The 26,567-nt window shown below is 35.1% G+C and carries 17 protein-coding genes; all 17 read left to right on the top strand.

The annotated features are described in order from the left end of the window. Positions 1 to 5 precede the first annotated feature (5 nt). The 17 genes from GCQ56_RS06640 (at position 6) to GCQ56_RS06720 (ending at position 26,496) form a co-directional block, all read left to right on the top strand. Entirely contained in the window at positions 6 to 830 is an 825-nt protein-coding gene (locus tag GCQ56_RS06640) for an SDR family oxidoreductase (protein WP_152733634.1), read from the top strand. A 139-nt stretch (positions 831 to 969) separates the two neighbouring features. Continuing rightward, a complete protein-coding gene (locus GCQ56_RS06645; protein WP_152733635.1) occupies positions 970 to 3,876 on the top strand; it encodes a triple tyrosine motif-containing protein in 2,907 nt (968 codons plus the stop codon). A gap of 316 nt (positions 3,877 to 4,192) precedes the next feature. Then, the gene (locus GCQ56_RS06650) at positions 4,193 to 7,327 is read left to right on the top strand and encodes a TonB-dependent receptor (RefSeq protein WP_152733636.1); all 3,135 of its coding nucleotides are present in this window, start codon (positions 4,193 to 4,195) and stop codon (positions 7,325 to 7,327) included. A 19-nt stretch (positions 7,328 to 7,346) separates the two neighbouring features. Then, positions 7,347 to 8,867, top strand: coding sequence for a RagB/SusD family nutrient uptake outer membrane protein (locus GCQ56_RS06655; protein WP_152733637.1), 1,521 nt, complete (start codon positions 7,347 to 7,349; stop codon positions 8,865 to 8,867). Positions 8,868 to 8,888: 21 nt separating this feature from the next. After that, positions 8,889 to 10,655, top strand: a complete 1,767-nt coding sequence (locus GCQ56_RS06660) for a PKD domain-containing protein (RefSeq protein ID WP_152733638.1) — start codon at positions 8,889 to 8,891, stop codon at positions 10,653 to 10,655. A 101-nt stretch (positions 10,656 to 10,756) separates the two neighbouring features. Further along, entirely contained in the window at positions 10,757 to 11,827 is a 1,071-nt protein-coding gene (locus tag GCQ56_RS06665; protein WP_193323730.1) for a family 16 glycosylhydrolase, read from the top strand. A 39-nt stretch (positions 11,828 to 11,866) separates the two neighbouring features. Further along, complete coding sequence (locus GCQ56_RS06670) at positions 11,867 to 12,697, top strand: family 16 glycosylhydrolase (protein WP_152733640.1); 831 nt, start codon at positions 11,867 to 11,869, stop codon at positions 12,695 to 12,697. Positions 12,698 to 12,746: 49 nt separating this feature from the next. Continuing rightward, positions 12,747 to 14,303: a sugar porter family MFS transporter gene (locus GCQ56_RS06675; protein ID WP_152733641.1), complete on the top strand. Its 1,557-nt coding sequence runs from the start codon at positions 12,747 to 12,749 to the stop codon at positions 14,301 to 14,303. Between the two features lie 38 nt (positions 14,304 to 14,341). Continuing rightward, a complete protein-coding gene (locus GCQ56_RS06680; RefSeq protein ID WP_227006017.1) occupies positions 14,342 to 17,854 on the top strand; it encodes a hypothetical protein in 3,513 nt (1,170 codons plus the stop codon). 76 nt (positions 17,855 to 17,930) lie between these two features. Continuing rightward, entirely contained in the window at positions 17,931 to 18,815 is an 885-nt protein-coding gene (locus GCQ56_RS06685) for a glycosyl hydrolase family 17 protein (protein ID WP_152733642.1), read from the top strand. Between the two features lie 46 nt (positions 18,816 to 18,861). Further along, positions 18,862 to 19,809 (top strand): glycosyl hydrolase, encoded by a 948-nt coding sequence (locus tag GCQ56_RS06690; RefSeq protein ID WP_152733643.1) that lies wholly within the window; start codon positions 18,862 to 18,864, stop codon positions 19,807 to 19,809. Positions 19,810 to 19,820: 11 nt separating this feature from the next. Next, positions 19,821 to 20,906, top strand: coding sequence for a glycosyl hydrolase family 17 protein (locus GCQ56_RS06695; protein WP_152733644.1), 1,086 nt, complete (start codon positions 19,821 to 19,823; stop codon positions 20,904 to 20,906). Between the two features lie 33 nt (positions 20,907 to 20,939). Beyond that, positions 20,940 to 22,373, top strand: a complete 1,434-nt coding sequence (locus GCQ56_RS06700; RefSeq protein ID WP_152733645.1) for an MFS transporter — start codon at positions 20,940 to 20,942, stop codon at positions 22,371 to 22,373. 21 nt (positions 22,374 to 22,394) lie between these two features. Beyond that, positions 22,395 to 23,879: a glycoside hydrolase family 30 beta sandwich domain-containing protein gene (locus tag GCQ56_RS06705; protein WP_152733646.1), complete on the top strand. Its 1,485-nt coding sequence runs from the start codon at positions 22,395 to 22,397 to the stop codon at positions 23,877 to 23,879. A gap of 35 nt (positions 23,880 to 23,914) precedes the next feature. Continuing rightward, complete coding sequence (locus GCQ56_RS06710) at positions 23,915 to 24,928, top strand: glycoside hydrolase family 2 TIM barrel-domain containing protein (RefSeq protein ID WP_152733647.1); 1,014 nt, start codon at positions 23,915 to 23,917, stop codon at positions 24,926 to 24,928. An 18-nt stretch (positions 24,929 to 24,946) separates the two neighbouring features. Beyond that, positions 24,947 to 25,906 (top strand): hypothetical protein, encoded by a 960-nt coding sequence (locus GCQ56_RS06715; protein ID WP_227006018.1) that lies wholly within the window; start codon positions 24,947 to 24,949, stop codon positions 25,904 to 25,906. 41 nt (positions 25,907 to 25,947) lie between these two features. Continuing rightward, on the top strand, positions 25,948 to 26,496 hold the full coding sequence (locus GCQ56_RS06720) for a GNAT family N-acetyltransferase (RefSeq protein WP_152733648.1): 549 nt from the start codon (positions 25,948 to 25,950) through the stop codon (positions 26,494 to 26,496). Positions 26,497 to 26,567: the final 71 nt, after the last annotated feature.

Genomic DNA, 26,567 nt, shown 5'->3' on the forward strand with positions numbered 1-26,567 from the left:
AATTTATGAATAAAGTAGCCTTAATTACAGGAGCGGCGAGTGGAATTGGTTTGGAGATTTCTAAATTAATGTTTCGCGATAATTATTCATTAATATTGATTGATAAGGATGCTAGTGGATTAACTCAAGTTCAATCAAGTTTTCATCATCATACTAATAATAACAAAGTGCGCATTTTAGTTAAGGATTTATGTAAGCCTAATACAGCTGAGGAGATTTATAATGAACTTTATGAGCAGGACGTTGTTATAGATGTATTGGTTAATAATGCAGGTTTTGGAATTTTGGGAAAGTTTGAGGAAACGGATTGGCAACAAGAATCTCAAATGATCAATTTACATGTGCATACCGTAACGCATTTGTGTAAATTGTTTTTGCCTGGAATGATATCTAGAAAAAAGGGAAAGATTTTAAATGTTGCTTCTTTAGCGTCTTATTATTGTGGTCCTTTAATGTCGGTTTATTACGCGAGTAAAGCATATATATTATCATTTAGTGTAGCATTAAGTAATGAATTAAAAGGAACGGGAGTTGGTATAACAGTATTGTGTCCTGGTTTAACGCGTACTGCCTTTCAGAAAAGTATGTGCGAAGAAAAGGCACTTATACGTTGGAATATTGGATCTGCAAGGGAGGTTGCGAAATATGCATATCGATCAATGAATAATAACAAATTGATTGCTATTCCAGGTTTCTTTAATCAGTTTTTGGCTGCATTATCCAGAATTCTTCCATTAAAAGTGTCCGCCTGGATGATAAGAAAATTACAACTGAAGAATAGAGTAAATAAATTTGAAAAGGAGAGAAAAGAAGAGGAAATTTTCCAGTGAGATTTCTGAGTTTTCAAAAAGAAACGAAAAGTATATTTTTATTACTAAGTGAATTATTCTACTTGTTTTATTTTAAAAAATAGGTTTATTTTAAGTTGTGTAACAATACAAATATCACTACCTACCTAAATTGAAGATCTTGAAAAAAACATATTTACTCCTAATTATTATATTTTGTTGGCAAAGTATTGTATTTGCAAAGATTAAGAATAATGGAATTCCATTTATAAAGAATTATTACAAAAACGAGTACAAGGGAGGAACACAGAACTGGGATGTTGTTCAAACTCCCAATGGTTTAATGTATTTTGCCAATAACGATGGAGTTCTCGAATTTGATGGAAACAATTGGCGATTAATCCAGATGCCAAACAAATCAATCGTACGTTCTTTAGCTATCGATTCATTAAATAGAATTTTTGTTGGAGCCTATAATGACTTTGGATTTCTAAAGCCTGATAAATCGGGTAAATTAAGTTACCATTCTCTTGTGAACTTGTTACCTGATTCTGAACGAGATTTTCGAGAAGTATGGAATATTTATCCGTTTAAAAAAGGAATGCTTATACACTCCTTTGGATCGGTATTTTATTATAAGAATGGTAAAATTTCACAAATAAAAGCAAAGAATGAATTTCATTTCAGTTTTATGGTGAATGATCAATTTTTTGTTCGTGAAAAAGGAATTGGATTGTGTAAGTTGGATGGTAGAAGTATTCAATTAATAAAGGAAGGTAGTTTTTTTAAAGATCTGGAAATAGTTGGAATGACTCCATTTTCTGATGGCGCAATTTTAATTGCTACAGCATTGGATGGTTTGTTTCTATACAAGGAAAATCGTATCGAAACTTGGGATATCAGTCTGAATTCAGATTTTAAGACAAAACAGATATTTTGTATGGCAAGGCTTAATGGTGAATACCTTGCTGTTGGAACGGTTCGCGATGGTTTGTATGTTTTTAATACTAAAGGAGAATTTGTTCAAAAGGTAAATACAAAAACGGGTTTACAAAACAATACAATTTTAAGTTTGCATTTGGATAGAGATGAGAATCTATGGTTAGGATTGGATAATGGGATTGATTTATTGGAAATTAGTTCGCCTTTATCAACTTTCCCAAGAAACAATGAAATTGGTTCGGGTTATGCTTCGATATACCATAAAGGGCATCTTTATTTGGGAACAAATATGGGTTTATTTGTCAAAAAGCATGATTTCTCGAATCGCTCGAGAAATGAGTTTGAATTGGTAAAAAATACATCAGGTCAGGTTTGGTCATTGCAAGTGATTGGAGGTGAATTGATATGTGGTCATAATAAGGGAACGTTTAGAATTGAAAAAAACAGAGGTGAATTACTATCGGATGTTGAAGGAGGTTGGACTTATTTGTACAAGGAAGAATTTCCGGATATATTGATTGGAGGTACGTATTCTGGCTTAATTTTATTAAAAAAATCAGAAGGGAACTGGAAGTTTGTAAAGCGAATTGATGGTTTTTTAGAATCATCAAAAGAGTTGCTTTGGGACAAAGACAATAGTATTTGGATGTGCCATGGATATAAAGGTGTTTACCGTATATATTTAAATGAAGATTTTACAAAATGTACCCATTCTCGATTTTATGGTACAAATGATGGATTACCTTCAAATTTGAATATCAATATTCATAAAATTAGAAATGAGAAGGTGTTTTCGACGGATAGTGGTTTTTATAAATACATACCAGAAGTTGATCGTTTTGAAAAGCATCAATATCTAAACAATTTATTTGGTAAGAACGAAAGTGTAAATAAGTTAATAGAGGAATCTAACGGCGATGTATGGTTTTTTGAAGGGAATAAAGCAGGAATATTAAAATCTCAGCTAGATAACAGTTATGAGATTCACAAAAAAACATTTTCTTCTATTCAGGGAAAGTTTATCAATGCTTTTGAGAATGTGAGTGTTATTGATAGCGAAAATGTTCTCATAGGCACTGAGAGAGGTTTTGTTCATTACGATCCAAGTATTGTGTCCAGATTTGATAAATCTTATTCAACCTTTATTCGTAATGTTTATTTAACCAATGCGGGAGATTCTATTATTTATCATGGAAATTATTCAAGCACTTTAAGACCAAATGTTAAAGCTGAAAGTAAGGTTTCCTTAGCTTATAAAAACAATGCTTTGAGATTCGAATATTCTGCTCCGATATATAACTCATCTGAATTTGTACAATATAAATATCAGTTAATAGGTTTTGAACCGAATTCATCGGTATGGACAAAAAAGTTGCAAAAAGAATATACGAATCTACCTGAGGGTGATTATGTATTTAAAGTGTTGTCGGAAAATCAATATGGATTGAACTCCCGAGCGGATGAATTTCAATTCACCATATTGCCTCCATGGTATAGATCCTATTTAGCTTACTTCTTTTATGCTGTGTTATTTGTATTTAGCCTTTATGGGATAGTGTATTTAATTCGCAGAAGAGTTAAACGAATGCAATATTTAATGGAGAAAAAGCAGAAAGAAGAGATTAAAATTAAAGAACAAAAATTCAGGGAGGAAGCATTAATTGCTGAGCGTGAAATCGTTCAATTGCGTAATGAAAAATTAAGAGGAGAGGTAGATTTTAAAAATAAAGAACTGGCAAGTTCAACCATGAATATTATCCACAAAAATGAGGTTTTATCTTATTCTGTAGGAGAATTAAAAAAAGCACTTCGCAAAATTAAAGATCCAACCGCTCTTGTTCAAGTTCGTCAGTTAATGAAAACGATAGATTCCGAATTTAATAGCGAACATGATTGGGAGCAATTCGAAATCCATTTCGACAAAGTTCACGAAAATTTTATAAAACGACTTCGAAACGACTATCCACAATTAACTCCAAAAGATCTGCGTTTGTGTGCCTATTTGAGAATGAATTTATCTACGAAAGAAATTGCTCCATTAATGAATATTTCGGTACGAGGTGTTGAAATAAGTCGTTATCGTTTGCGTAAAAAGTTTGACTTAACTCGAGAAGAAAATCTAATTGATTTTATATTGAACGTATAATAACACCAAAACAACAAAGCCAAAAAGGGAGTTGATGACATAGTTCATTAACTCCCTTTTTATTTTTTGATGTACTTCTATTTGTAATGATGTGTAAATGTTAAGGAGTGTTAAGTGTTACGTTATTAAAACATTACATGTGTAAATATTGTTATTGATGTAGTAATGATGTATAGCTTTTTTCTAGCTGTAGGGTTCGTGATGTAGTTGATTTCTTGAAATTAGACTTGTAAGAGTGGATATTGCAAACGATTTAGTTGTGGACTTTGCAATTATATCAAGTGAACTAATTTTTCTAATCTTAACTAACTAATTTATGAAAAAAACAGTAATGTTTTTAGTTCTGGCAATGTTTTGTTTGCAAACATTTGCACAGCAACATTCAGTTAGCGGTACAGTGCGTTCATCGGAAGATGGTCTTGCTTTACCCTTTGCATCCGTAGTGATAAAAGGCACTACAATAGGAACTTCTACCGATTTTGATGGGAAGTTCAGTATCATGGCATCGAATGAAGATGTTCTTTTGTTTTCGTTAATTGGATTTACTACTCAAGAAATTACAGTAGGAGATAAAACAGAAATCAATGTTATCTTGGATACCGAAACAACAGGTTTAGATGAAGTTGTTGTTATTGGTTATGGTGTTCAGAAAAAAAGTGTCGTTACTGCTTCTATTAGTAGTGTTGATGCTGAAGATCTTGAAAAGTCAACTCCTTCTCGTATTGAAAATGTACTGAAAGGACGTGTTTCAGGTGTTCAAATTACACAAAGTTCTGGTCAACCAGGTGCAGATTCAAAAGTTAGAATCCGTGGTATTGGTACAATTAACAATAGTGATCCTTTATACATTGTAGATGGAATGGCAGTTGATGGAGGTATCAATTATCTTAACCCATCAGATATTCTATCTGTTGAGGTATTGAAAGATGCTGCTTCTTCGGCAATTTATGGTGCCAGAGGTGCGAATGGTGTTATTTTGGTAACAACAAAATCTGGTAAACAGGGAAAAGCAACTGTTAGCTACGATTTTTCTTATGGTTTCCAGAATCCATGGACTAAAAAATCGGTTTTAAATGCACAGGAATACATGGTTATCATGAATGAAATGCAATTAAACGATGGTAATTCTGCAACTTATACTCCAGAGCAAGTTGCTAATGCAGGTGAAGGAACTGATTGGCAAGATGAGACGTTTAATTATGATGCGCCAGTTCAAAATCATCAAGTTAGTATAAGTGGAGGAACAGATAAGTCTAATTATTTTGTGTCTTTTGGTTATTTCAATCAAGAAGGTATTGTTGGAGGTAATTTTGATAAATCAAACTTTGAGCGTTATAGTTTACGTGTAAATAATACATATAATATTTTTGATGAGGATCGTCAACTTTTTAAGAGTTTAAAAGTTGGAATCAACTCAGGTTATACAAGAATAAAATCCACAGGAATTGAAACCAACTCCGAGTATGGTTCAGTTTTGGGAAGTGCATTGGCATTCGATCCAAGTGTATCTGTATATGCTGCCGATCCTGATGCTGTTTTAGCTGCTCACCCAACAGCAGTAACCGATTCAAAAGGAAGAGTATTTTCACTTCCTCCATCAGGTTTTCAGGAAATTGCTAACCCTGTTGCAATGTTAAATGCTCCTGATAATTCAGAAGATAATTCCGATAAATTCGTAGCTACACTTTGGGCTGAATTGGAAATCATTAAGGACTTAAAATTCAAATCCAGTTATGGTGTTGATTTAGCTTTTTGGGGAAATGATGGATATAGATTTGCTTACTATCTAACTTCACAAGGAAAAAATTACGATCGTAGTTCAGTTTGGTCTAGTATGAATAGAGGTTACAACTGGCAGATCGAGAATACATTGCATTATACAAAAACAATTAATGAGAAGCATAACTTCTCAGCTTTGTTGGGGCAATCTTCTAAGGAATATACCTATAGAAACTTGTCGGGAACCGATTATGATTTATTAGAAGAGAATCCTTCTAAGGCAGTAATTGATTATGCAATTGCTGATCAGGATGATGAAACTGTTTCAGGTGGAACTGGTGGCTATACTTCTAAAACCTTGGCATCTTATTTTGCACGTGTAGATTATAACTTCGATGAAAAATACATGTTTCAGGCAACTGTTCGTCGCGATGGTTCTTCTAATTTTGGTCCAAACAACAAGTGGGCAACTTTCCCGTCATTCTCGGCAGGTTGGAATGTAACCAATGAATCCTTTATGGATGGAATGCCAGAATGGTTAGATTATTTGAAAGTACGTGCCAGCTGGGGTAGAAATGGTAATGAAAATATTGATGCTTTTTCATACACAAGTTTGATGGATGGTGGAACTAACTATTACTTTGGTTCTGGTGATTATTCAACTATGCAGTATGGGTCTAATGCTTCAAGAATTGCGAATCCTGATGTGAAATGGGAAGAGTCAGAACAAATTGATGTTGGATTTGATTTGAGATTATTCAATCATGCATTATCGATTGGTTTCGATTATTTTAAGAAAGATACTGAAGGAATGTTAATTGCTCAGCCGATTCCTAGCTACGTTGGAAAAGGTGCTCCTATTGCCAATGCAGGTGATATGGAAAATCAAGGAATTGAATTTGAAGTTACTTGGAAAGACAATATCGGAGACTTGAATTATTCAGTTAGTGCACAGGCATCATATATCAAGAATGAGTTGGTTGATATGGGTAATGACTCAGGAGAAGCCATTTATGAGAGTAATAGTACATCAGGTATTGGTAGCTACGTAAAAGGTCAGAACGGTGAAGTTTTCCCATATTTCTATGGTTTTAAAACAGATGGACTAATTCAGAATGATGCAGAAGCTGCTCTATATAACAGCGCTTTTGGTGAATCTGCAATGCCAGGTGATGTTCGTTTTGTTGATTACAACAATGATGGTTTAATTAATGATGACGACAGAACTAAAATTGGTAAAGGAATGGCAGATTGGACATTCGGTTTAAACATTACTGCTGACTATAAAAATTTCGATTTTGCAGCTTTCTTCCAGGGAAGTTACGGTAATGATATCTACGATTTTTCTCAAAGAGCGGATATTCCAAATATGAACCGTGCATCTTGGATTCTAAATCGTTGGAGAGGAGAAGGAACATCTAATTCTATTCCAAGGGTAACTTCTGAAGATCCAAATAATAACTCACGTTCTTCTGACCTGTATGTAAAAGATGGATCATATATCAGATTAAAGACTATTCAGTTAGGATATACAATTCCTTCTTCAATAATAAGTAAAGATATTATTAAAAAATTCAGAGTTTATGTAGCAGCGGAGAACTTGTTTACATTAACTGATTATGAAGGATTTGAGCCGGAAGTTGCTTCTGGAAGTTATACTACTATTGGTGTTGATAAAGGAGTTTATCCACAATCACGCACCATTACATTTGGAGCAAACATTACTTTCTAACTCAAAAATGAAAAACATTATGAATAAATATATAAAAACATTATTCTTTGCTGCTTTGATAGGATTTACATCCTGCAGCGACGACTTTTTAACCGTGGAGCCTACCTCTTCGCAAGAAGCGGGAGGAGATGCAACTGATGGTGCTATCTTATCTAACTTAGGGGCTGCTTATCAGATTTTACTATTCGATAGTTATGCTGATTTTCAGTACAACAGTGTAACGTTGATGTCAGATTTAATGTCTGATGATATTTATAAAGGAGGTGGATCTGCAGGAGACCAGCAGGTACTATATAATATGTCTCAGTATAATTTAAATGGTGATTTAACTGCCAGCGGTCTTTGGAACATTTATTTTGCTGGTTTAAGCCGCTGTAATGGTGTGATTATAGCTTGTGAAAATGCAATTGGTGTCAATGAAGAAAGTTTGAATCAATATAAAGCTGAGGCACATTTTTTAAGAGCATATTATGTGCATTGGTTGTGGAAATTTTGGGGTAATATTCCATATTTTGAAGAAGAATTGGAAGCACCTTATTTCGCTCCTCAGTTAACTGCAGATCAGATTTATGCGGAGTTGATTGAAGATGTAGACTTTGCCATTGCTGGGGATAAGTTGCCATTGCAAACAACTGCTTCTAATGACGGTAGAGCTACTAAAGCTGCCGCAATGATGCTAAAAGCTCGAATCGTGATGTACCAAAAAGATCAAAGTAAATATGCTGAGGTTTTGGCTGATATGGAAGCGATTTATAATAGTTCTGAATTCCAATTGGAAGATTATGCTTCTATTTGGGATAGAAGTGGTGAATTTGGTTCAGGATCTATATTTGAAGCAAATCATCTAGCTGAAGGTAAAGATTGGGGTGCTGCATGGACAGGTTATGGAACCAATTTACCTACATTTATCTCTCCTAACGAACTTGGAGGAACAGATTTATTAAGTGGATCTACAGATTATCAGGGTGGATGGGGATTTGCTCCCGTACGTTCTGAAACACCAGGGATTTTCGAAGATGGAGATACAAGATTGGCTGCCTCAGTTAATCAGTTCGAAGATGGTACTTACACTGCTCGTTTCCAGAACACAGGTTACTTTATGGCAAAATATGCTGCTCGTAAGGAGTACAACGATGCACCATATACTGGGGATTTGAACTATGAGAATAACGTACGTATTTTCCGTTATGCTGAAACATTATTAAATGCTGCAGAGCTAATTGTTATTCACGGACAAGCCGCTACTACTGGGCTTACTGCAGAAATTTGCTTAGATGCTGTTCGAGCCAGAGCTGGGGTAGCTTCTATTCCTGCAACAGCTGAGAATATTAAGCTAGAGCGTAGAAGAGAGTTTATTGGAGAAGGAATGCGTTACTGGGATTTGGTACGATGGGGAGATACAAATGTATTAACTGAGAGTAATCCTGACTTTTCGTCAGAAAGAACGTGGGATGAAACTAGAAAATACTTTCCAATTCCTCAGTCTGAGATCGATAAAACTTACGGTGAATACAAGTTGGTACAAAACTCAGGTTACTAATCACAAATAAATTAAAAAATCATGAAAAATATTATAAAATCAGGATTTGGAATTGCATTGGCAATGCTGATGATGTTGGTTGCCTGTGATCCAAATGAATTTGATAAATCGGAATTAAATGTTGGTACAGCTCCAACTGCCGATGAAATGAGCTTTACAGTGACTCAAGGTGAGGATGCTTTTCACTATAAACTGGAAAATTTAACTAACGTTTCGGGAGTTGCTACAGTGAAGTGGGATTTCGGAAATGGTTCTAGTGGAGAGGGAAATAATGTAATTGCATATTATCCTTTACCAGGAGATTATGAAATAACACTAACTATTTCGGCTACCGATGGAACTTCAGGGGTAAAAACAATGAGCTTGGAGCAAACCGAAACGGATTATGCATTTCTGGATAGCCCAGTGTTGACAATGATTTCTGGTGGAGCTTCTGTAACAGAAGGAAAGACTTGGGTAGTTGATAGTTTGGCTTCGGCACATTATGGAATTGGACCAGCAAGTGGAAATTGGCCGGAATGGTGGGCTGCATCTCCTCTGCAGAAAACGGGTTCAGGATCTTATGATGACGAATTTACATTTAAAATGGTTGATTTTATTTTTGACTATGTAAACAATGGAAATTCGTATGCAAAAGACTACCGTTTAGATGACCCTAATTATTCTAACCCTGTAGAAGTTGATGGTACTGATGCAAAAGTTGATTTTACGCCAGCCGCTGCAAACTGGTCGTTTTCAGAAACAGATGGTACATATTACATTACACTTTCATCAGATAAACCTTCGTTTTTCGGATTTGATTACGGTGCAGTAAACAATGAATATAGAATTGAATCGATTACTGAAACTAACATTACCTTAAGTTGTATTGGCGGGGATGGTAACAGGTGGTATAATGGTTTAGTTTTAAAAGGATATGTGAAGCCAACTGTAACTTTTAATGTTGATGTTCAAGCAACAGGTGAAGAAAATACATGGGCTGTTAGTTTAACAGATCTTGTAATTCCTGATGGATTATTTGTAAATAGTTTCTCTGTTGATTTTGGTGACGGTAGTGAAGTTATGGAATCGGATGATGCGACAGCATCTCTTGAGAATACCTACATGAGAAAAGGTACTTACCCGATAAGCGTTACTGTTAAGGCATCTAATGAAGATTTAGCATCTACAAGTTCGATAACTGTTGACAATCATCATTCTGCTTATGTACCATTTTTACTAGATATGATGGTAATGTATGTTGATAATAGTGAAGTTGAATTATCTCCAATTTTAGGACAAGATTGCGGTGTAAATCTTGTTGATAATCCAGATCGAATTTATCCGAATAAAGGTGCAAAAGTACTTCATTATTCTAAGGAAAATCAACAATGGGCAAATGCTTACATGCAATTACCAGCAGGTTACCGTTTCGATATCGGTAACAACAGTGTATTTAAAATTATGGTATTTGGGAAAGCTGGACAAGAAGTATTGTTGAAGCTTGAGAATACTGATAAAGGTGGTAATGCGTGGCAAACTGGAACTTATGATGTGATTTATACCATCCAGGAAGATGATACCTGGGAAGTTGCAGAATTTGATTTTGCAGGAGTTGCAGCAGGATATGATTGGACTGGAGATCAGTTTACTTCTGATGTTACCACGGATACTCGATTTAGTCAAGATTTCTACAATGTTGTCAGAATCATGCTAAATCCAGGTAACGGAGATGGTGCTCATGAATTTTATTTCGATGATTTAGCAGGTCCTCACGTAGAGGGAGTTAAGTCTGGAAGATCAAATTAATTTGAATAATAAAGAGGGTTTTGAGGAAACTCAAAACTCTCTTTATAAATAAAATGAACTTGTTAATATCGAAGTAGATGATTCAGTATAAAAGTTATTTAATGACACTTATTTTTGTTGTCTTCACAGTAATAAGTATGTCATCTTGCTCAAGTAGTAGCGATGAAGGTGAGGAATATACAGCAGGTTTTGAACTTGAAATTGATCAGGACAATCCAAACTTGGTAAACCTAACGAATACATCAGAAGGAGAATATCTATACCTACAATGGAATTATGGAAATGGTAATTCTAGCTCAAAAGAAACTGATAAAACCTCGGTGAGAAGTATTCATTATCCACAAAAAGGCACTTATGAAATTACCTTAACGGTTTGGGGGTTAAGAAATAGTTTAACTGATACAAAAACGATTACCAAAACTGTAAGTATAGAAAATGATGATCCTGATTATGTACAAGGAGAAACCTTAGTTTGGTCTGATGAATTTAATGGTACAAGTATTAGTTCTGATAATTGGACATTTGAAACAGGTGACGGAGGCTGGGGAAACCAAGAACTTCAAAATTATACCAATGGAGATAATGCAGAAATAGTTGATGGTAAACTAATTATTACAGTACGTAAAGTGAATGATAATAAGCTTGCCGGATCATATACTTCAACTAGAATGATTACCTGGGGTAAGCAAGAATTCACTTATGGTAGAATGGAAATTCGTGCTAAATTACCTTCAGGAACCGGCGTTTGGCCAGCAATATGGATGCTTGGAGCTAATTTAGATCAAGTCGGATGGCCGGCATGTGGTGAAATTGACATTATGGAATATGTAGGTTTTGAACCCAATGTAATACATGCTACAGTTCATACTCCATCCGGATATGCTGGAGATGGTAATGGTAATTCAAAAACATTGGAAACTTGTGAGGAAGAATTTCATACTTATGGTATGATTTGGGATAAAGATAAAATTCAGTTTTACACAGATTCTCAAGAGAATGTTACTCATACCTATTCACCAGCAAATAAAACGGCTAATAACTGGCCATTTAATAAACCACATTTTTTTATTCTAAACATTGCTGTAGGTGGTACCTGGGGAGGACTTCAGGGTATAGATAATTCAATTTTTCCTCAAACTATGGAGGTAGATTACCTTAGAGTTTATCAATAAAATATTGTTGGATTTTAAATTGCTGTAAAAGTGAATATTATGCTGCTAAAAAATATAAATCTATTAGTAGGTATCCTACTTCTTATATCTGCTTGTGATTCAAGGAAGGTAAATAAATTTATTCAAAATAAGGAAAAGGAAGAGTATCATTTGGTTTGGTCGGATGAATTTGATTACACGGGCTTACCTGATTCGACCAAATGGACTTACGATACAGAAGGCAATGCTGATGGATGGGGAAATAGGGAAGCCCAATATTATACAAAGGCAAAAAAGGAAAACGCCTGGGTTGAAAATGGTGTGCTAACTATTACTGCGCTAAAAGAGCAATTTGGAGGAAAAGAATATACTTCAGCACGTTTGAATTCAAAAGCAAACTGGTTGCACGGACGAATTGAGGTAAATGCCAAACTTCCTAAGGGAAGAGGTACTTGGTCTGCAATTTGGATGATGCCGAAGGATTGGACTTACAATGATGGAAACTGGCCTAATATTGGAGAAATCGATATTATGGAACATGTAGGACATAATTTAGGAACCATTCATGCATCTGCTCATTCTAAAGATTACCAATGGCAAAAGAATACACAACAAACAAGTACCATTAAAATTGCTGGTGTTGATGAAAAATTCCATTCCTACATGTTAGAATGGACACCAGAGTTGATGAAAGCTTATGTGGATAATCAGCTTTATTTCGAATATAAAAATGAAGGCTTGGGAAAATCAAAATGGCCATACATTAAACCATTCTATCTTATTCTAAACCTCGCGATAGGCGGTGCCTGGGGTAGCGGAGAAGGAATCGATGATAGTGTATTTCCTCAAACAATGGAAATTGATTATGTAAGAATCTATCAAAAAAAATAAAGTATTAAAATTTACCTACTGCTTAAATTACTTCCAAAAAAATCATTCGATGAACCTAAAATATAGTGTCTTTGTATCTTTAATTGTTGCCTTAGGTGGTTTCCTTATGGGTTTCGATGCATCTGTAATATCAGGTGTTGTGAAGTTTATCGAACCGCAATTTAATTTAACGAAAATTCAATTAGGATGGGCAGTTAGCTGCTTAACTCTTACCGCAACCCTGGCAATGTTATTGGCTGGACCATTGAGTGATAAATTCGGAAGAAGAACCATTTTAAAATACGCAGCTGCACTTTATTTTATATCCGCTATTGGATCGGCAATTGCACCAAGTTTTTGGTTTTTGGTCATAGCAAGAATGATTGGTGGATTTGGTGTTGGTGCATCCTTGATTATCGCACCAATTTACATTGCTGAAATTTCCCCAGCCAAATTAAGAGGCACCATGGTTTCTTTTAACCAGCTGAATATTGTTTTAGGTATTTCCATTGCATTTTTCACCAATTATTTGATTTTGCAGCTGGGAAAATCAAACGCTGAATGGATCAATTTATTACAGTTTAAAGCATACAATTGGCGATGGATGCTTGGCTTAGAAGCCATTCCGGCAATACTTTACTTTATTCTTTTGTTTTTTGTGCCGCGCAGTCCGCGTTGGCTGGCAATGAATGGAATGGATGATGAGGCTCTTGAGGTAATGAGTAAATCATTAGGTAATGATGAGGCAAAACTTCAGTTAAAATCTATCTCTCAAAGTATAAATTCATCTCAAAAGGATGAAAAGATTTCAATTAAAGAATTATTCAAACCCTCTTTAAAATTGGTTCTTATTATTGGAGTTGTAATTGCAATTACTCAGCAAATAACGGGAATCAATTCTGTATTTTTTTATGCACCAATGATTTTTGAACAAACAGGTATCGGCACCGATGCTTCATTTTCTCAAGCAATATTAGTTGGTGTAATAAATTTAGTATTTACTCTCTTCGCCATTTGGTTAGTCGATCGAATTGGCAGAAAGCCTCTTCTAATTTTTGGCTTAACAGGAATAGCCATCTCAATGTTTATTCTCTCAACAGGATTTGGAAGAGCCACTTACCGGTTAAGTGAAAAAAGCATTCAGGAATGCATAGCATTTGCAAATACGAATGACTTGGAAGCAATGAAAAATATAGTCTTCCAAAGTGATTTAGAATTTAATAAAGCATTGGAAAATTCAATAGGGTCAAAAGCATTTAAAGAACACCAATCAGATTTCATTTCGAAAGCAATTAGTATTAATCCATGGATGGTTTTGGTTGGTATTCTTGGTTTTGTAGCATCTTTTGCAATTTCCATTGGACCCGTTATGTGGGTTTTGTTTTCAGAACTTTTTCCGAATCAAATTCGGGGTTTAGCAATATCATTTGTTGGTTTAATTAATTCAGGAATTAGTTTTCTGGTTCAACTGGTTTTCCCTTGGGAACAGTTGAATTTTGGTAACGCAACAACATTTTTAATATATGGAATTTTTGGAGCATTAGGACTTGTGTTTGTCATTTTCATGTTACCGGAAACCAAAGGAAAATCTTTAGAAGAATTAGAACTTATTCTGGTAAAGGAATAATCTAAATATAGTATCAAATGAAATTCAATTAGGATTTTATGGTACAATCAGAATTTTTAAAAGAAATAATTGAAGTAGAATCAATTAAGATTAAAATGAAGAAGAAAAACATTTATTTGGGAGACACGAATTTGAATTGCAGCGAGGCTGAAGTTGAGGGGAAGTTCGTAGAACTACATAATGAAAAGTTTTACAAGATCAGCAATTCTGATCAAATGTCAGACTTCTTTATGAGTATAGTTAGTGATTCGGATCACTGGATGTTCATATCGAGCAATGGATCTTTATCTGCAGGAAGAAAGGATAGAAACAATGCATTGTTTCCATATTATACAGTTGACAAAATTCACGATTTTCGTGATAAAACTGGTAGTAAAACCATAATGTTGGTTGAGAAAGGAGATAAAACATTGTTGTGGAAGCCATTCTCGAACGGACTAAGAAAAATATATAAGATTGAAAGAAACCTGTACAAAAGTATCTATGGTAACAAGATAATTTTTGAAGAGGTCAATTTCGATTTGGGGATGAGTTTTCAATACTCATGGAGCAATACGGAGAAGTATGGTTTTGTAAAAACATCTCAGGTAAGCAATTTTGGAGAGGAATCGGTAAAGTTCGAAATTCTTGATGGATTGGAAAACATTCTACCAAGTGGTGTAGATTATGATTTTCAGAACGAATACAGCAATTTACTTGATGCATATAAGAAAAGTGAATTATTGGAAGAATCTGGATTGGGTTTGTACATGCTAAGTTCAATTCCTGTGGATAGAGCTGAACCAAGTGAATCTTTAAATGCAACAACCGTTTGGTCTTATGGATTAAATGGAAGTAAGATTTTACTATCAACCAAACAAGTTAATAAGTTTAAAGAGGGACAGAATCTTTCAACTGAGATTGATGTAAGAGCTGCTAAAGGTGCATATCTTTTGCATAAAGAGTTGAATCTGGCAAAGGGTGAATCCAAAGAGTGGATGTTTGTAATTGAGTTGAATCAGGACAGTGTTGCTGTTGCCAATTTGAATGAATTCATTAAAACAGAAAAGCATATTGCTTCAGCCTTAAAAGAAGATATTGAATTAGGGACTAAAAATCTGATTAAGATTGTTGCTGATGCTGATGGTTTGCAAATGGGAAATGATGATTTAAGCTATGCTCGTCATTTTTCAAATACCCTGTTCAATGTGATGCGCGGTGGAATTTTTAATGATAATTACCTTATTGATGTTGTTGATTTTAAGTTGTTTGTTCAGCAAACCAACAAACCATTGGCTAAGGAATTTGAACAATGGATTGAGAAGTTACCTGTGCATATCTCTTATACGGAATTGAGTGATCTTGCCAAGCAAACCAATCATGCTGATTTAATCAGAATTTGCAGTGAGTATCTTCCTTTAACTTTCAGTCGAAGACATGGAGATCCAAGTCGTCCATGGAATCAGTTTGCTATTGAAACTAAAAATGAAGATGGTTCGCCAAAATTAAATTATCAGGGAAACTGGCGTGATATTTTTCAAAATTGGGAAGCGCTGGCATTATCGTACCCTGAGTTTTTGGAAGGTATGATCAGTAAGTTTGTGAATGCTTCAACTGCTGATGGTTACAATCCCTACAGAATAACCCGAGAGGGAATCGATTGGGAATGTCCCGATCCGCATGATCCTTGGGCTTATATCGGATATTGGGGTGATCATCAGATTATCTATTTGCAAAAATTCCTTGAGTTATCGAATGAATTTCATCCAGGTAAACTGAACGATTTGTTGACAAAAGAGAATTTTGTGTATGCAAATGTGCCTTACAGAATTAAATCTTACCAGGATATTATTAAAAATCCTCAGGATACTATTGAATTTGATTATGAATTGAATGATCAGATTGTAAGTATGGTGAGTGAGATTGGTGCTGATGCCAGGTTGTTGAGAAAAGGGGATAATCTTTATCAGGTGAATCTTACCGAAAAGATATTGGTAACACTTTTAACAAAGCTAAGCAATTTTATTCCTGAAGCAGGGATTTGGTTGAACACTCAACGACCAGAATGGAATGATGCAAATAATGCTTTGGTTGGAAATGGTGTTTCAATGGTTACACTATGTTACCTAAGAAGATTCCTTCAATTTTGGTCAGAGAAATTCAATAATATTTCTGTTGATGAAATAAGCATTTCTGAGGAAGTAGTAACACTATTGGAGAGTATCCAGTCATTATTTGCAGAAAATGTTCAACTATTGGAAACTGGTTTTTCAGATAAAAATAGACGTCATTTTGCTGATGTATTGGGAGAAGCTGGTACAAAATACAGAAATGGTATTTACGCTGAATCATTCACAGGTGTTAAAAGAACCATTCGAGTAAATGAGCTGAAAGAGTTCGTCGATCTGGCATTGGATTATATGGATCAGTCGATAAGAGTAAATAAGCGTGAAGACGGTCTTTACCATGCTTACAATTTGATTTCATTTGCAAATCAAGATATATCGATTCGTTACTTGTACGAAATGCTTGAAGGACAGGTGGCTGTATTAAGTTCTGGTCTTTTAAATGCTGAAGAGAGCTTGTCTGTGCTAAATAGCTTGAAAGGCAGTCAGATGTTCAGACAAGATCAATACAGTTATTTTCTATATCCTGATAGACAATTGCCTCGATTTACAGAAAAAAATAACATTCCTGAAGTACGAGTTAAAGAATCTGAACTTTTGACAAAGCTAATTCAGAATAATGACACAACAATTCTAGGAGTTGATCAGGCTGGAGGCTATCACTTTAATGGTTCGTTTAGAAATGCGGAAGTTTTAAAGAATGCTTTAGAGAATCTTGCTAATGCTGATTATAAGTCATTAGTTGATAAAGAAAAAGCTAAGGTGCTGGATATTTTCGAGGAGATGTTCGATCATCAATCTTTTACTGGTCGATCGGGTACTTTTTATGGTTTTGAAGGCTTAGGAAGTATTTATTGGCACATGGTTTCTAAACTATTACTTGCTGCACAAGAGAGTTATTTCCATGCAATTGAAGAAGGAGCTAATCCGATTACTCGTGGAAAAATAAAGGATCATTATTTTGAGATTAAAGCAGGAATTGGCTTGTACAAATCTCCTGAATTGTATGGTGCTTTTCCAACTGATGCCTACTCACATACACCATCAACTGCTGGTGCACAGCAACCAGGTATGACAGGTCAGGTGAAAGAGGATTTCATTTCAAGAATTGGAGAATTGGGCGTTCATGTAAAAAATGGACAAATCGTTTTTTCAACATCCCTGTTGAATGATCTTGAATTACTTAATCAGGAAGATCAGTTTGCATACTTCGATGTGTTTGGCAATAAGCAACAAATAAAATTAGGCAAGGGACAATTGGCTTTTACCTTTTGTAAAGTGCCTGTAGTTTATTCTGTTTCCGATGAAAGTCAAATCTCTATTTCGTTTAAAAATGGAGAAACAAAACTGATAAAATCCAATGCAATTGATCAGGAAATCAGTGCAAGGATCTTCAATAGAAACGGAGAAATTGATAGAATCGATTATTCAATCAGAAAAAAATAAAATAAACCATATCTGTGTGAGATTATCCGCAATGATATCTCATACAGATTAGCTTAAACTTTAACCTATTAAACCTATGTCTGTACGAAGTGAATATCTCTTGTCTTTAGCAGGAGTCGACCTAAATGGTAAAAGCGAAGATGAATTGAGATCTATATATTATCAGTATCTGAATAGTGGAATGCATGGAATCTGTTTTAGTCCATATATGGATGAGCAAGAGCCTGGTGATCAGATTGGTGAGGGTCAAATTCGACGAAGAATGGAAATAATTAATCCACATACCAAATGGATTCGATCATTTTCATGTACCGAAGGAAACGAATTGATACCGAAAATAGCTAAGGAGAATGGTTTAAAAACTTTGGTTGGAGCTTGGTTAGGAAAATACAAGAGTATTAACGATAAAGAAATCGAAGGACTAATTGAAGTTGCAAAAGCCGGACATGCAGATATCGTGGCTGTTGGTAATGAAGTATTATATCGTGAGGATTTAAGTGAAGATGAATTGTTGGATTACATCTACAAGGTAAAGGAAGCTCTTCCTGGCATTCCTGTTGGTTATGTTGATGCTTATTATGAATTCGGAAATCGCCCTCGAATAACTGAAGCATGCGATGTAATCCTCGCGAATTGCTATCCTTTTTGGGAAGGTTGTAGTCTTGAGCATTCCTATCTCTATATGAAAGATATGTATAATAGAGCATTGCGAGCTGGTAATGGGAAAAAAGTAATCATTACGGAAACTGGATGGCCGAATGTTGGTGAACCATTCCATGGTGCAGAGCCATCAGTAGAAAATGCATTGAAATATTTTATTCAAACACAATCATGGTCAAAGGAAGAAGATATTGATATTTTCTATTTCTCTTCATTCGACGAAGGATGGAAAACTACTGATGAAGGAGATGTAGGTGCTTATTGGGGAATTTGGGATAAGAATGAGAAGTTGAAGTATTAATCTTACGATTGATAGTAAGAAAAAGCTAGAAACCAATTGAAATTTAATGAAACTAGAAGATCAAATTAATATACAGGTTGACAATGCCATTTGCTATTCAGGATTTAGAGAAGGACAGAGTCCGCATACAGGAGTTTTTCCTACTTACGATCAGATAAAAGAAGATTTAACGATTCTTCAAGGTCATTGGAAATTTCTTCGTTTGTATGCTTGCGATCAGCAAACAGATACCATTTTAGAGGTAATAGAAAAAGAAGGTTTTGATTTTAAGGTAATGCTTGGAGCATATATTGGTGCCGAAATGAACAATTTCGGTTGTCCTTGGGGAGGTTCTTTTTCCGAAGAAGAATTGTTTGATAACAAAGAACATAACCTACAGGAAATATCAAAATTAATTCTTCTGGCAAATCGATATCCTGAGATTGTTTTTTCATTATCAGCAGGAAATGAAGCTACAGTTCACTGGACAGATCATTATGTGCCGGTAGAAAATGTGATTAATTACGTTCGAATTATTAAAAAGGCTTGCAGACAACCTGTTACATTCTGTGAAAATTATGTGCCTTGGCTGGATAAACTAAAGGACTTGGTAGAAGAGGTTGATTTTATTTCCATTCATACCTATCCGGTTTGGGAGTATAAAAATATTCATGAAGCATTAGAATACACCAAGCAAAACTACTACAGTGTTGCAGACAGATATCCGCATAAACCTGTTGTGATTACTGAAGCTGGTTGGGCAACCAATTCAAATGGACGAGGAATTTGTCCTGGAAATGTAAGTCAGGATCTTCAGAAGATATACTATAACGATTTGGTGAACTGGAGTAAGGAAGAGGAGATTCTCACTTTTGTTTTTGAAGCCTTTGATGAGCCATGGAAAGGATCGGCTGAACCATTGGAGCCTGAAAAACATTGGGGTTTGTTTACGGTTGATCGAAAACCAAAGAAAGTAACTCAAGAATTATTTAATAGCGTAATAACTCAATCTTAAATTTTTGAAACATGAAAAGCTCAAATCTTAAACATACACTGCTTACATTTTTAGCAATCGCTTCAGTTGTATTTGTATCATGTAAGAATGAAAATAAAAAATCAGGAGAAGAGACAATTGTGAAGAAATCTGATAAAATTGAAATTAAACAAAACGAGAAAGACCTACTAAATGGGATGTCCAGAGCTGTTTGTTACTCTGGATTTAGAAGTGGTCAGCATCCCGATAGAGGAAATGGCGCAATAAATCCGAGCGATGCGGAAATATTGGAAGATCTTCGAATCATTTCAAAAGATTCATTGTTCAATTTGATTCGCCTTTATGATTGTGGAGAAAACTCCGAAGCTGTTCTTAGGATTATTGAAGAACAAAAATTAGATATCAAGGTGATGCTAGGAATTTGGCTTAAGGCAGAATTAAGTGCTCACGAAACCTGTGCTTGGCTTACAGAACCAATTGCACAGAATGTTTTAGATGAAAACAGACATTTAAATCACAAGGAAATCCAAAAAGGAATTCAACTGGCGAATAAATATTCTGAAATAGTGCTTGCTGTGAATGTGGGTAACGAGGCTTTGGTGGAATGGAACGACCATAAAGTGGATACCGATACTATTATCTCTTATGTGAAACAAGTACAGGCAGCTATCAAACAACCGGTAACAGTTGCCGATAATTACGATTGGTGGGCTTTAAAAGGTCAAAAATTGGCAAAGGCAGTTGATTTTGTTTCCATTCATGTTTATCCGGTTTGGGAAGGGAGGGATATTGATGAAGCAATGTCTTATACCATCGAAAATGTTCAGAAAGTGCGCAATGCAATACCAGATAGCAAACTTGTAATTACCGAAGCAGGATGGGCAACTGTAGCATCTGAATTTGGTGATAGAGCTAATGAAGAAAAGCAAGAGAAATATTACCATGAATTGATGAAATGGACGAAAGCAATGAATATAACCACTTTCTTTTTCGAAGCTTTTGATGAGGATTGGAAAGGGGAAACCGCTAATCCTCTCGGAGCTGAAAAGCATTGGGGATTATTTACAGTGGACAGAAAACCAAAAAAGGTAATGCAAAATCTATTTCCAGAACTCTAGAATCATAACTATAACATCTCAAATCTTAAAACTATGACACATTATAAAACGGCAAAGGAAGACATTGTCCCGTTTGGGCAAAAACTAGCATTTGGATCGGGACATTTGGCAAATCAGTTGTTTCCTGCTGCTCTGGGTGTGTTTATGGTTGTGTTGGTGATGTCCTTAAATATGAATCCAGTTTTGGCGGGTATTTTAGGAGCTCTTCCACGATTCTTAGATGCATTAACAGATCCAATTATGGGATTCATTTCGGATAATACCAAATCGAAGTGGGGAAGAAGAAAGCCATATATTTTATTGGGAAGTGCTATAACTGGTGTTGCCTTTATGGTAATGTGGCAACTAAACCCAGAAGATTCTCAAACCTATAATTTCGTCTACTTCCTAATTGTTTCTGTATTTTTCTACATCGGTTATACCATTTTTGCCACTCCTTTAATTGGTTTGGGTTACGAAATGACTTCCGATTACAATGAGCGTACCCGTTTGATGGCAGTATCTCAATGGATGGGGCAGGTTGCCTGGATGATTGCTCCTTGGTTTTGGGTGATCATATATGATCCATCAATTTTTGCATCGGCTCCCGAAGGAGCAAGAATTTTAGCGATTTGGGTAGGAGGAATTTGTATGGTGCTTGGAATTTTACCAGCCATTTTCAACAAAGAGATGATTGTTCCTGATAAGAGTAAAATGGCTGATTTAAGTATGAAGGATTTGGCCGTGAATGCTAAAGAATTTGTTAGAGGAATTAAGCTGACTATTAAAAATAAGCAGTTTATGAAACTTTGTGGTTCTACTTTTTTCATATTTAATGGTTTTCAAACCATCGCGCAATTTGCGATGTTCATTATTGTTTATTATTTATTTCAGGGCGATAAAGTTGCTGCAGGTTCCTGGCCAGCATGGTTTGGAACAATAAGTGCAATGGCTACAGCCTTTCTTGTTATTCCTATTGTAACAAAATTGTCAGAAAGAGTGGGTAAGAAAAATGCTTTTGTAATAGCAACTTTTGTTTCCATTGTTGGATATGCATTAAAATGGTGGGGCTTCAATCCTGCTAATCCATGGTTAATGTTCATGCCAATTCCATTTTTGTCGTTCGGTATTGGTGGTTTATTCACATTAATGATGTCGATGACAGCCGATGTTTGCGATTTAGATGAATTGAACAATGGAGAAAGAAGAGAGGGAATGTTTGGAGCCGTTTACTGGTGGATGGTGAAGTTAGGAACCGCTTTGGCATTGCTTACTAGTGGAATTGTGTTGCAAATGGTTGGTTTTAACGAATCTGTAGATCAGCAAAGTGTTGAAACATTAACCAATTTGAGAATTGCAGATATCGTAATTCCTATAGTAACTGCATTAATGGCTATTCTACTAGTATGGAAATATGATATCACTGAAAGTAGAGCACTGGAAATTCGTGAAGCCTTAATCGCAAAAAGAGGAAGAGTAAAACATTAAAGAACTTTTTAATTGAAAATTATGAAATCAAAATACATTATCGGTATTCTTTTAAGTCTTGTTGTTATGGCTTGTAATACAAAAGAAAAAAACTTGTTGGTTGATGTTTACGAAACATCTGCAAGTGGTAATAAATTAACAAAAATAACAGAATTTGAATCAGGAGATGAGTTTGTAAGCATTCAAATATTACCTGAGGAAAAATATCAGGAAATCATAGGTTTTGGAGGTTCATTTACCGAGTCATCGGCTTATTTGTTGAATCAAATGAGTAAAGAAAATAGGAAATTGATCTTGGATGCCTATTTCGCTGAAGAGGGCGCAAAATACTCACTAACCCGAACACATATTAACTCTTGTGACTTCTCGCTTAGCAATTATTCTTACGCTCCGGTTGAAGGGGATAAAGAATTAAAACACTTTTCTATCGATGAAGATCGTGATGATATCATTCCAATGATAAAAGAGGCTATGGAAGCATCTAAGGATGGCTTTAAAATACTTTCATCTCCATGGACAGCATCACCCTGGATGAAAGATAACAACAAGTATGTAGGTGGAAAATTGTTGCCAGAATACTATGATACTTGGGCACTATTTTTCTCAAAATACATTCAGGAGTACAAAAAAGAAGGAATTGATATTTGGGGACTGACTGTAGAAAATGAGCCATTGGGAAATGGAAACAATTGGGAAAGTATGCATTTTTCTCCTGAGGAAATGGTAGAATTTGTGAGCAAACACATGGGACCAAAACTAAAGGAAGATGGTCATGATGTTAAGATTTTGGGATATGATCAAAACAGGGATGAATTGGAAGAATGGGCTGATATCATGTACAAGGATGAGGAATCATCTAAATATTTTGATGGTATGGCAATTCATTGGTATGCCAGTACATACGATTATATGCCTGAAGTTTTGCAATATACTTTCAAAAAGGCACCAAATAAACTGATGATTCAGTCTGAAGCTTGCGTTGATGCAGAAGTTCCTCATTGGAATGATGATGCCTGGTACTGGAAAAAAGAGGCAACTGATTGGGGCTTTGATTGGGCTCCGGATGATCAAAAACATTTACACCCTAAATATGTACCAGTATATCGTTATGCAAGAGATATTATTGGCTGCTTAAACAATTACGTACAAGCTTGGATTGACTGGAATATGGTATTGGATACTAAAGGCGGACCAAACTGGGCAAATAACTGGTGTTTGGCTCCTGTTATTGTCGACCCTGAAAAAGATGAGGTGTATTTTACGCCAATGTACTACACTTTAGCTCATTTTAGCAAGTACATTCGTCCTGACGCTGTTCGTATTGGTTTTAAGATATCTGATAAAGATGTAATGATGACAGCAGCAAAAAATCCTGATGGTACCATAGCTATTGTGATTTTAAATATGAATGAGAAAACAAAGAATTTAGAAATTTCATTAGGCGATCGTTCGGTTAAATTTCAGATTAATGCACAAGCAATTCAAACTGTGATTGTTCCAGCTTAAGTTATTGTAATTAGAAACAAACTAATATCCTTTCCATGATTAAAAATATTGTGTTGATTTTTACGCTGAGTATACTGCTCATTTCATGTAAACAAGCTAATACAGATGCCATTTCTATTAATGGACGGGATATTTTAGTAAACGATTCTGTTTATACAATTAGGGGGATATGTTATCATCCTGTGCCAAAAGGGAGCGATCAAAGAAGTTTTGATAATTTGAAGGAAGATTTGGCTTTAATGAAAGAGGCAGGAATCAATACGATTCGTGTGTATGAACCAATTACAGAGCTTTCTGTTCTTGATAAAATACATGAATCTGGTTTGAAAGTGATCATTGGCTTTGGCTACAATCAGGGAGGAGAGAATGATATTCTATCCGGAACTTTTATCGATTACGTAAATGCATTCAAGAACCACGAGGCAATTTTGATGTGGGAATTGGGCAATGAATACAATTATCATCCAGAGTGGTTTCAGGGAGATATGAAAAATTGGTACACAGCTATGAATAATGCGGCAAAACTAATTCATGAGCAAGATCCATTACATCCTGTTACAACAGCACATGGAGAATTGCCAGATGCTTTGGCTTTAAGCATGTGCCCTAATATTGATGTTTGGGGAATGAATGTGTATCGCTGGGACAATCCGGAAGAGATATTTTCACAGTGGGCTGCTGTAAGTGATAAGCCGATGTATTTATCGGAGGCTGGCGCAGACAGTTATATGACCATCGAAAAAAGTGGTTACAGCAAAGGCGCAAACGAGTTGGCTCAAGCCGATGCTACAACTAATATTTTAGATGCCACATTTCGAAATCAGGAAATTTGTTCGGGTGTAACTCTTTTTGCTTTTGTAGATGAATTGTGGAAAGCAGGTAATAATGACGTTTTAGATACAGGTGGATGGGCTCCAAATAGCAGTGGCGTTCCTTACGATGGAGCTCCTAATGAAGAGTATTGGGGAATTGTAGATATAGATCGGAACAAGAAAAAGGCTTTTCAGATCGTCAAAGAGAAGTACACCAATTTATCGAAGTCAAATTAGTTTTTCAAATTCCAAAGAATGAAAAATATACTATTGATTTTACTGATCATTTTTGCCTTTAATAGTTCAGCTCAGCAAAGAAAAGACGCAAATATGGAACACATTCTTAAAAATAATAATCTTGAAATTTGTATTGATTTTCCCTTAAAGAATTATCAGTTTTCAAGATTCGATTGGACGGGTAAAATCGCAGCCGTAAAATTTAAAGGCATTCCTGTTTCCACTCAAGAAAAAATAAGTGGAGATAAAGAGAATATTTATGGCAAAGGTTTTTACAATGAGTTTGGTATTGAAATGCCCATTGGTTTTGATGATATAAAAGAGGGTGAGTATTTTCCTAAAATCGGGATAGGATCCTTAAAAAAGGAGGGAAAGAATTACGCTTTTAGCAAGAATTATGAAATTCTACCAGCCAATTTTAAGGTGACAACAGAAAAGAATAAGCTAATTGTAGAATGTGAATCAAAAAGTATGAATGGTTATTCCTATGTTCTGAGAAAAGAAACAGAACTACTGGAAAGTAGTTTTATAATTCGATACAGCCTACGAAATACAGGAGTAAAAACCATTACAACCAATGAATACTGTCACAATTTTTTAGCCATCAATAAAGAGTTAATGGGAAGTGATTACATATTAAAATTTCCATTCGATCTCAATGCGGAATTATTTGATGCAGCACTAAATCCAGAAGGAAAAGTATTGGTTGAAAAGGAGAAAATTACTTTCAATAGCACGCCTGAAGAACAATTCTTTTATGGAAATCTTACAGGTAATAAAATGGTTGATGCAAGTTGGGAGTTAATCAATACGAAGAGCAAGATTGGAATAAGGGAAACAGGAAGCTTTAAAACAAACAAAGTAAACCTATGGGGATGGAAACATGTGATAAGTCCGGAGTTGTTTTTCGATTTAAGCGTGGAACCCGGAAAGACCATCGAATGGTCTCGAGCCTATGCCGTTTATGAAGTTGAATAGTAATAGATTTCTATAAAAGTTAATGGGGAGTAATTAAAGAGATGAAAATACATATAAAAGACAGACTTGAATTATCCTTATCTGAGATTCGTAAAATTTTAGAATTACTTACCTCCATTTGGCCTCCACAAGTGGGTTTCGTTGATACTGAAAAAATGATTCAGGATTATTCACGTAAGAATTTAAGTTCATTTAATAAGGTTCTCTTGTATTTTAAAGGAGAAGAGTTGATTGGCCATACCGAAATATTTAATCGGGAAATTATTGTTGATTCTGAGAGAAAGGAAATATTGGCCTTGGCTGGAGTTTGTGTTAAACCAGAATACCGAGGTAAAGATATTGGATATAGTCTGGTGGAGAATGCATTCAGATATGTAGACAATGGACAATTTTCTTGTTCAATATTTCAAACTAATGTGCCGGGATTTTATGAGAGATTCGATTGCAAACAAATCCAGAATAAATTTATTAATGGAAAAAGTACTATTGGAACAAATAAAAATCCTTGGAGGGATCCTTACGTTATGGTTTATCCTAATACCTGTATTGTAGGAGATAATGATATAGATTTAAATGGAGAAGGTTATTAATTAAAGAAAAGTATTCAATACTAAGTATTAATATCCAACACCGCAATTAGAATTATATAGAAAGGATTTAT

Source organism: Marinifilum sp. N1E240, assembly GCF_009295825.1.
In the GTDB taxonomy this organism is placed as follows: Bacteria; Bacteroidota; Bacteroidia; order Bacteroidales; family Marinifilaceae; genus Marinifilum_A; species Marinifilum_A sediminis.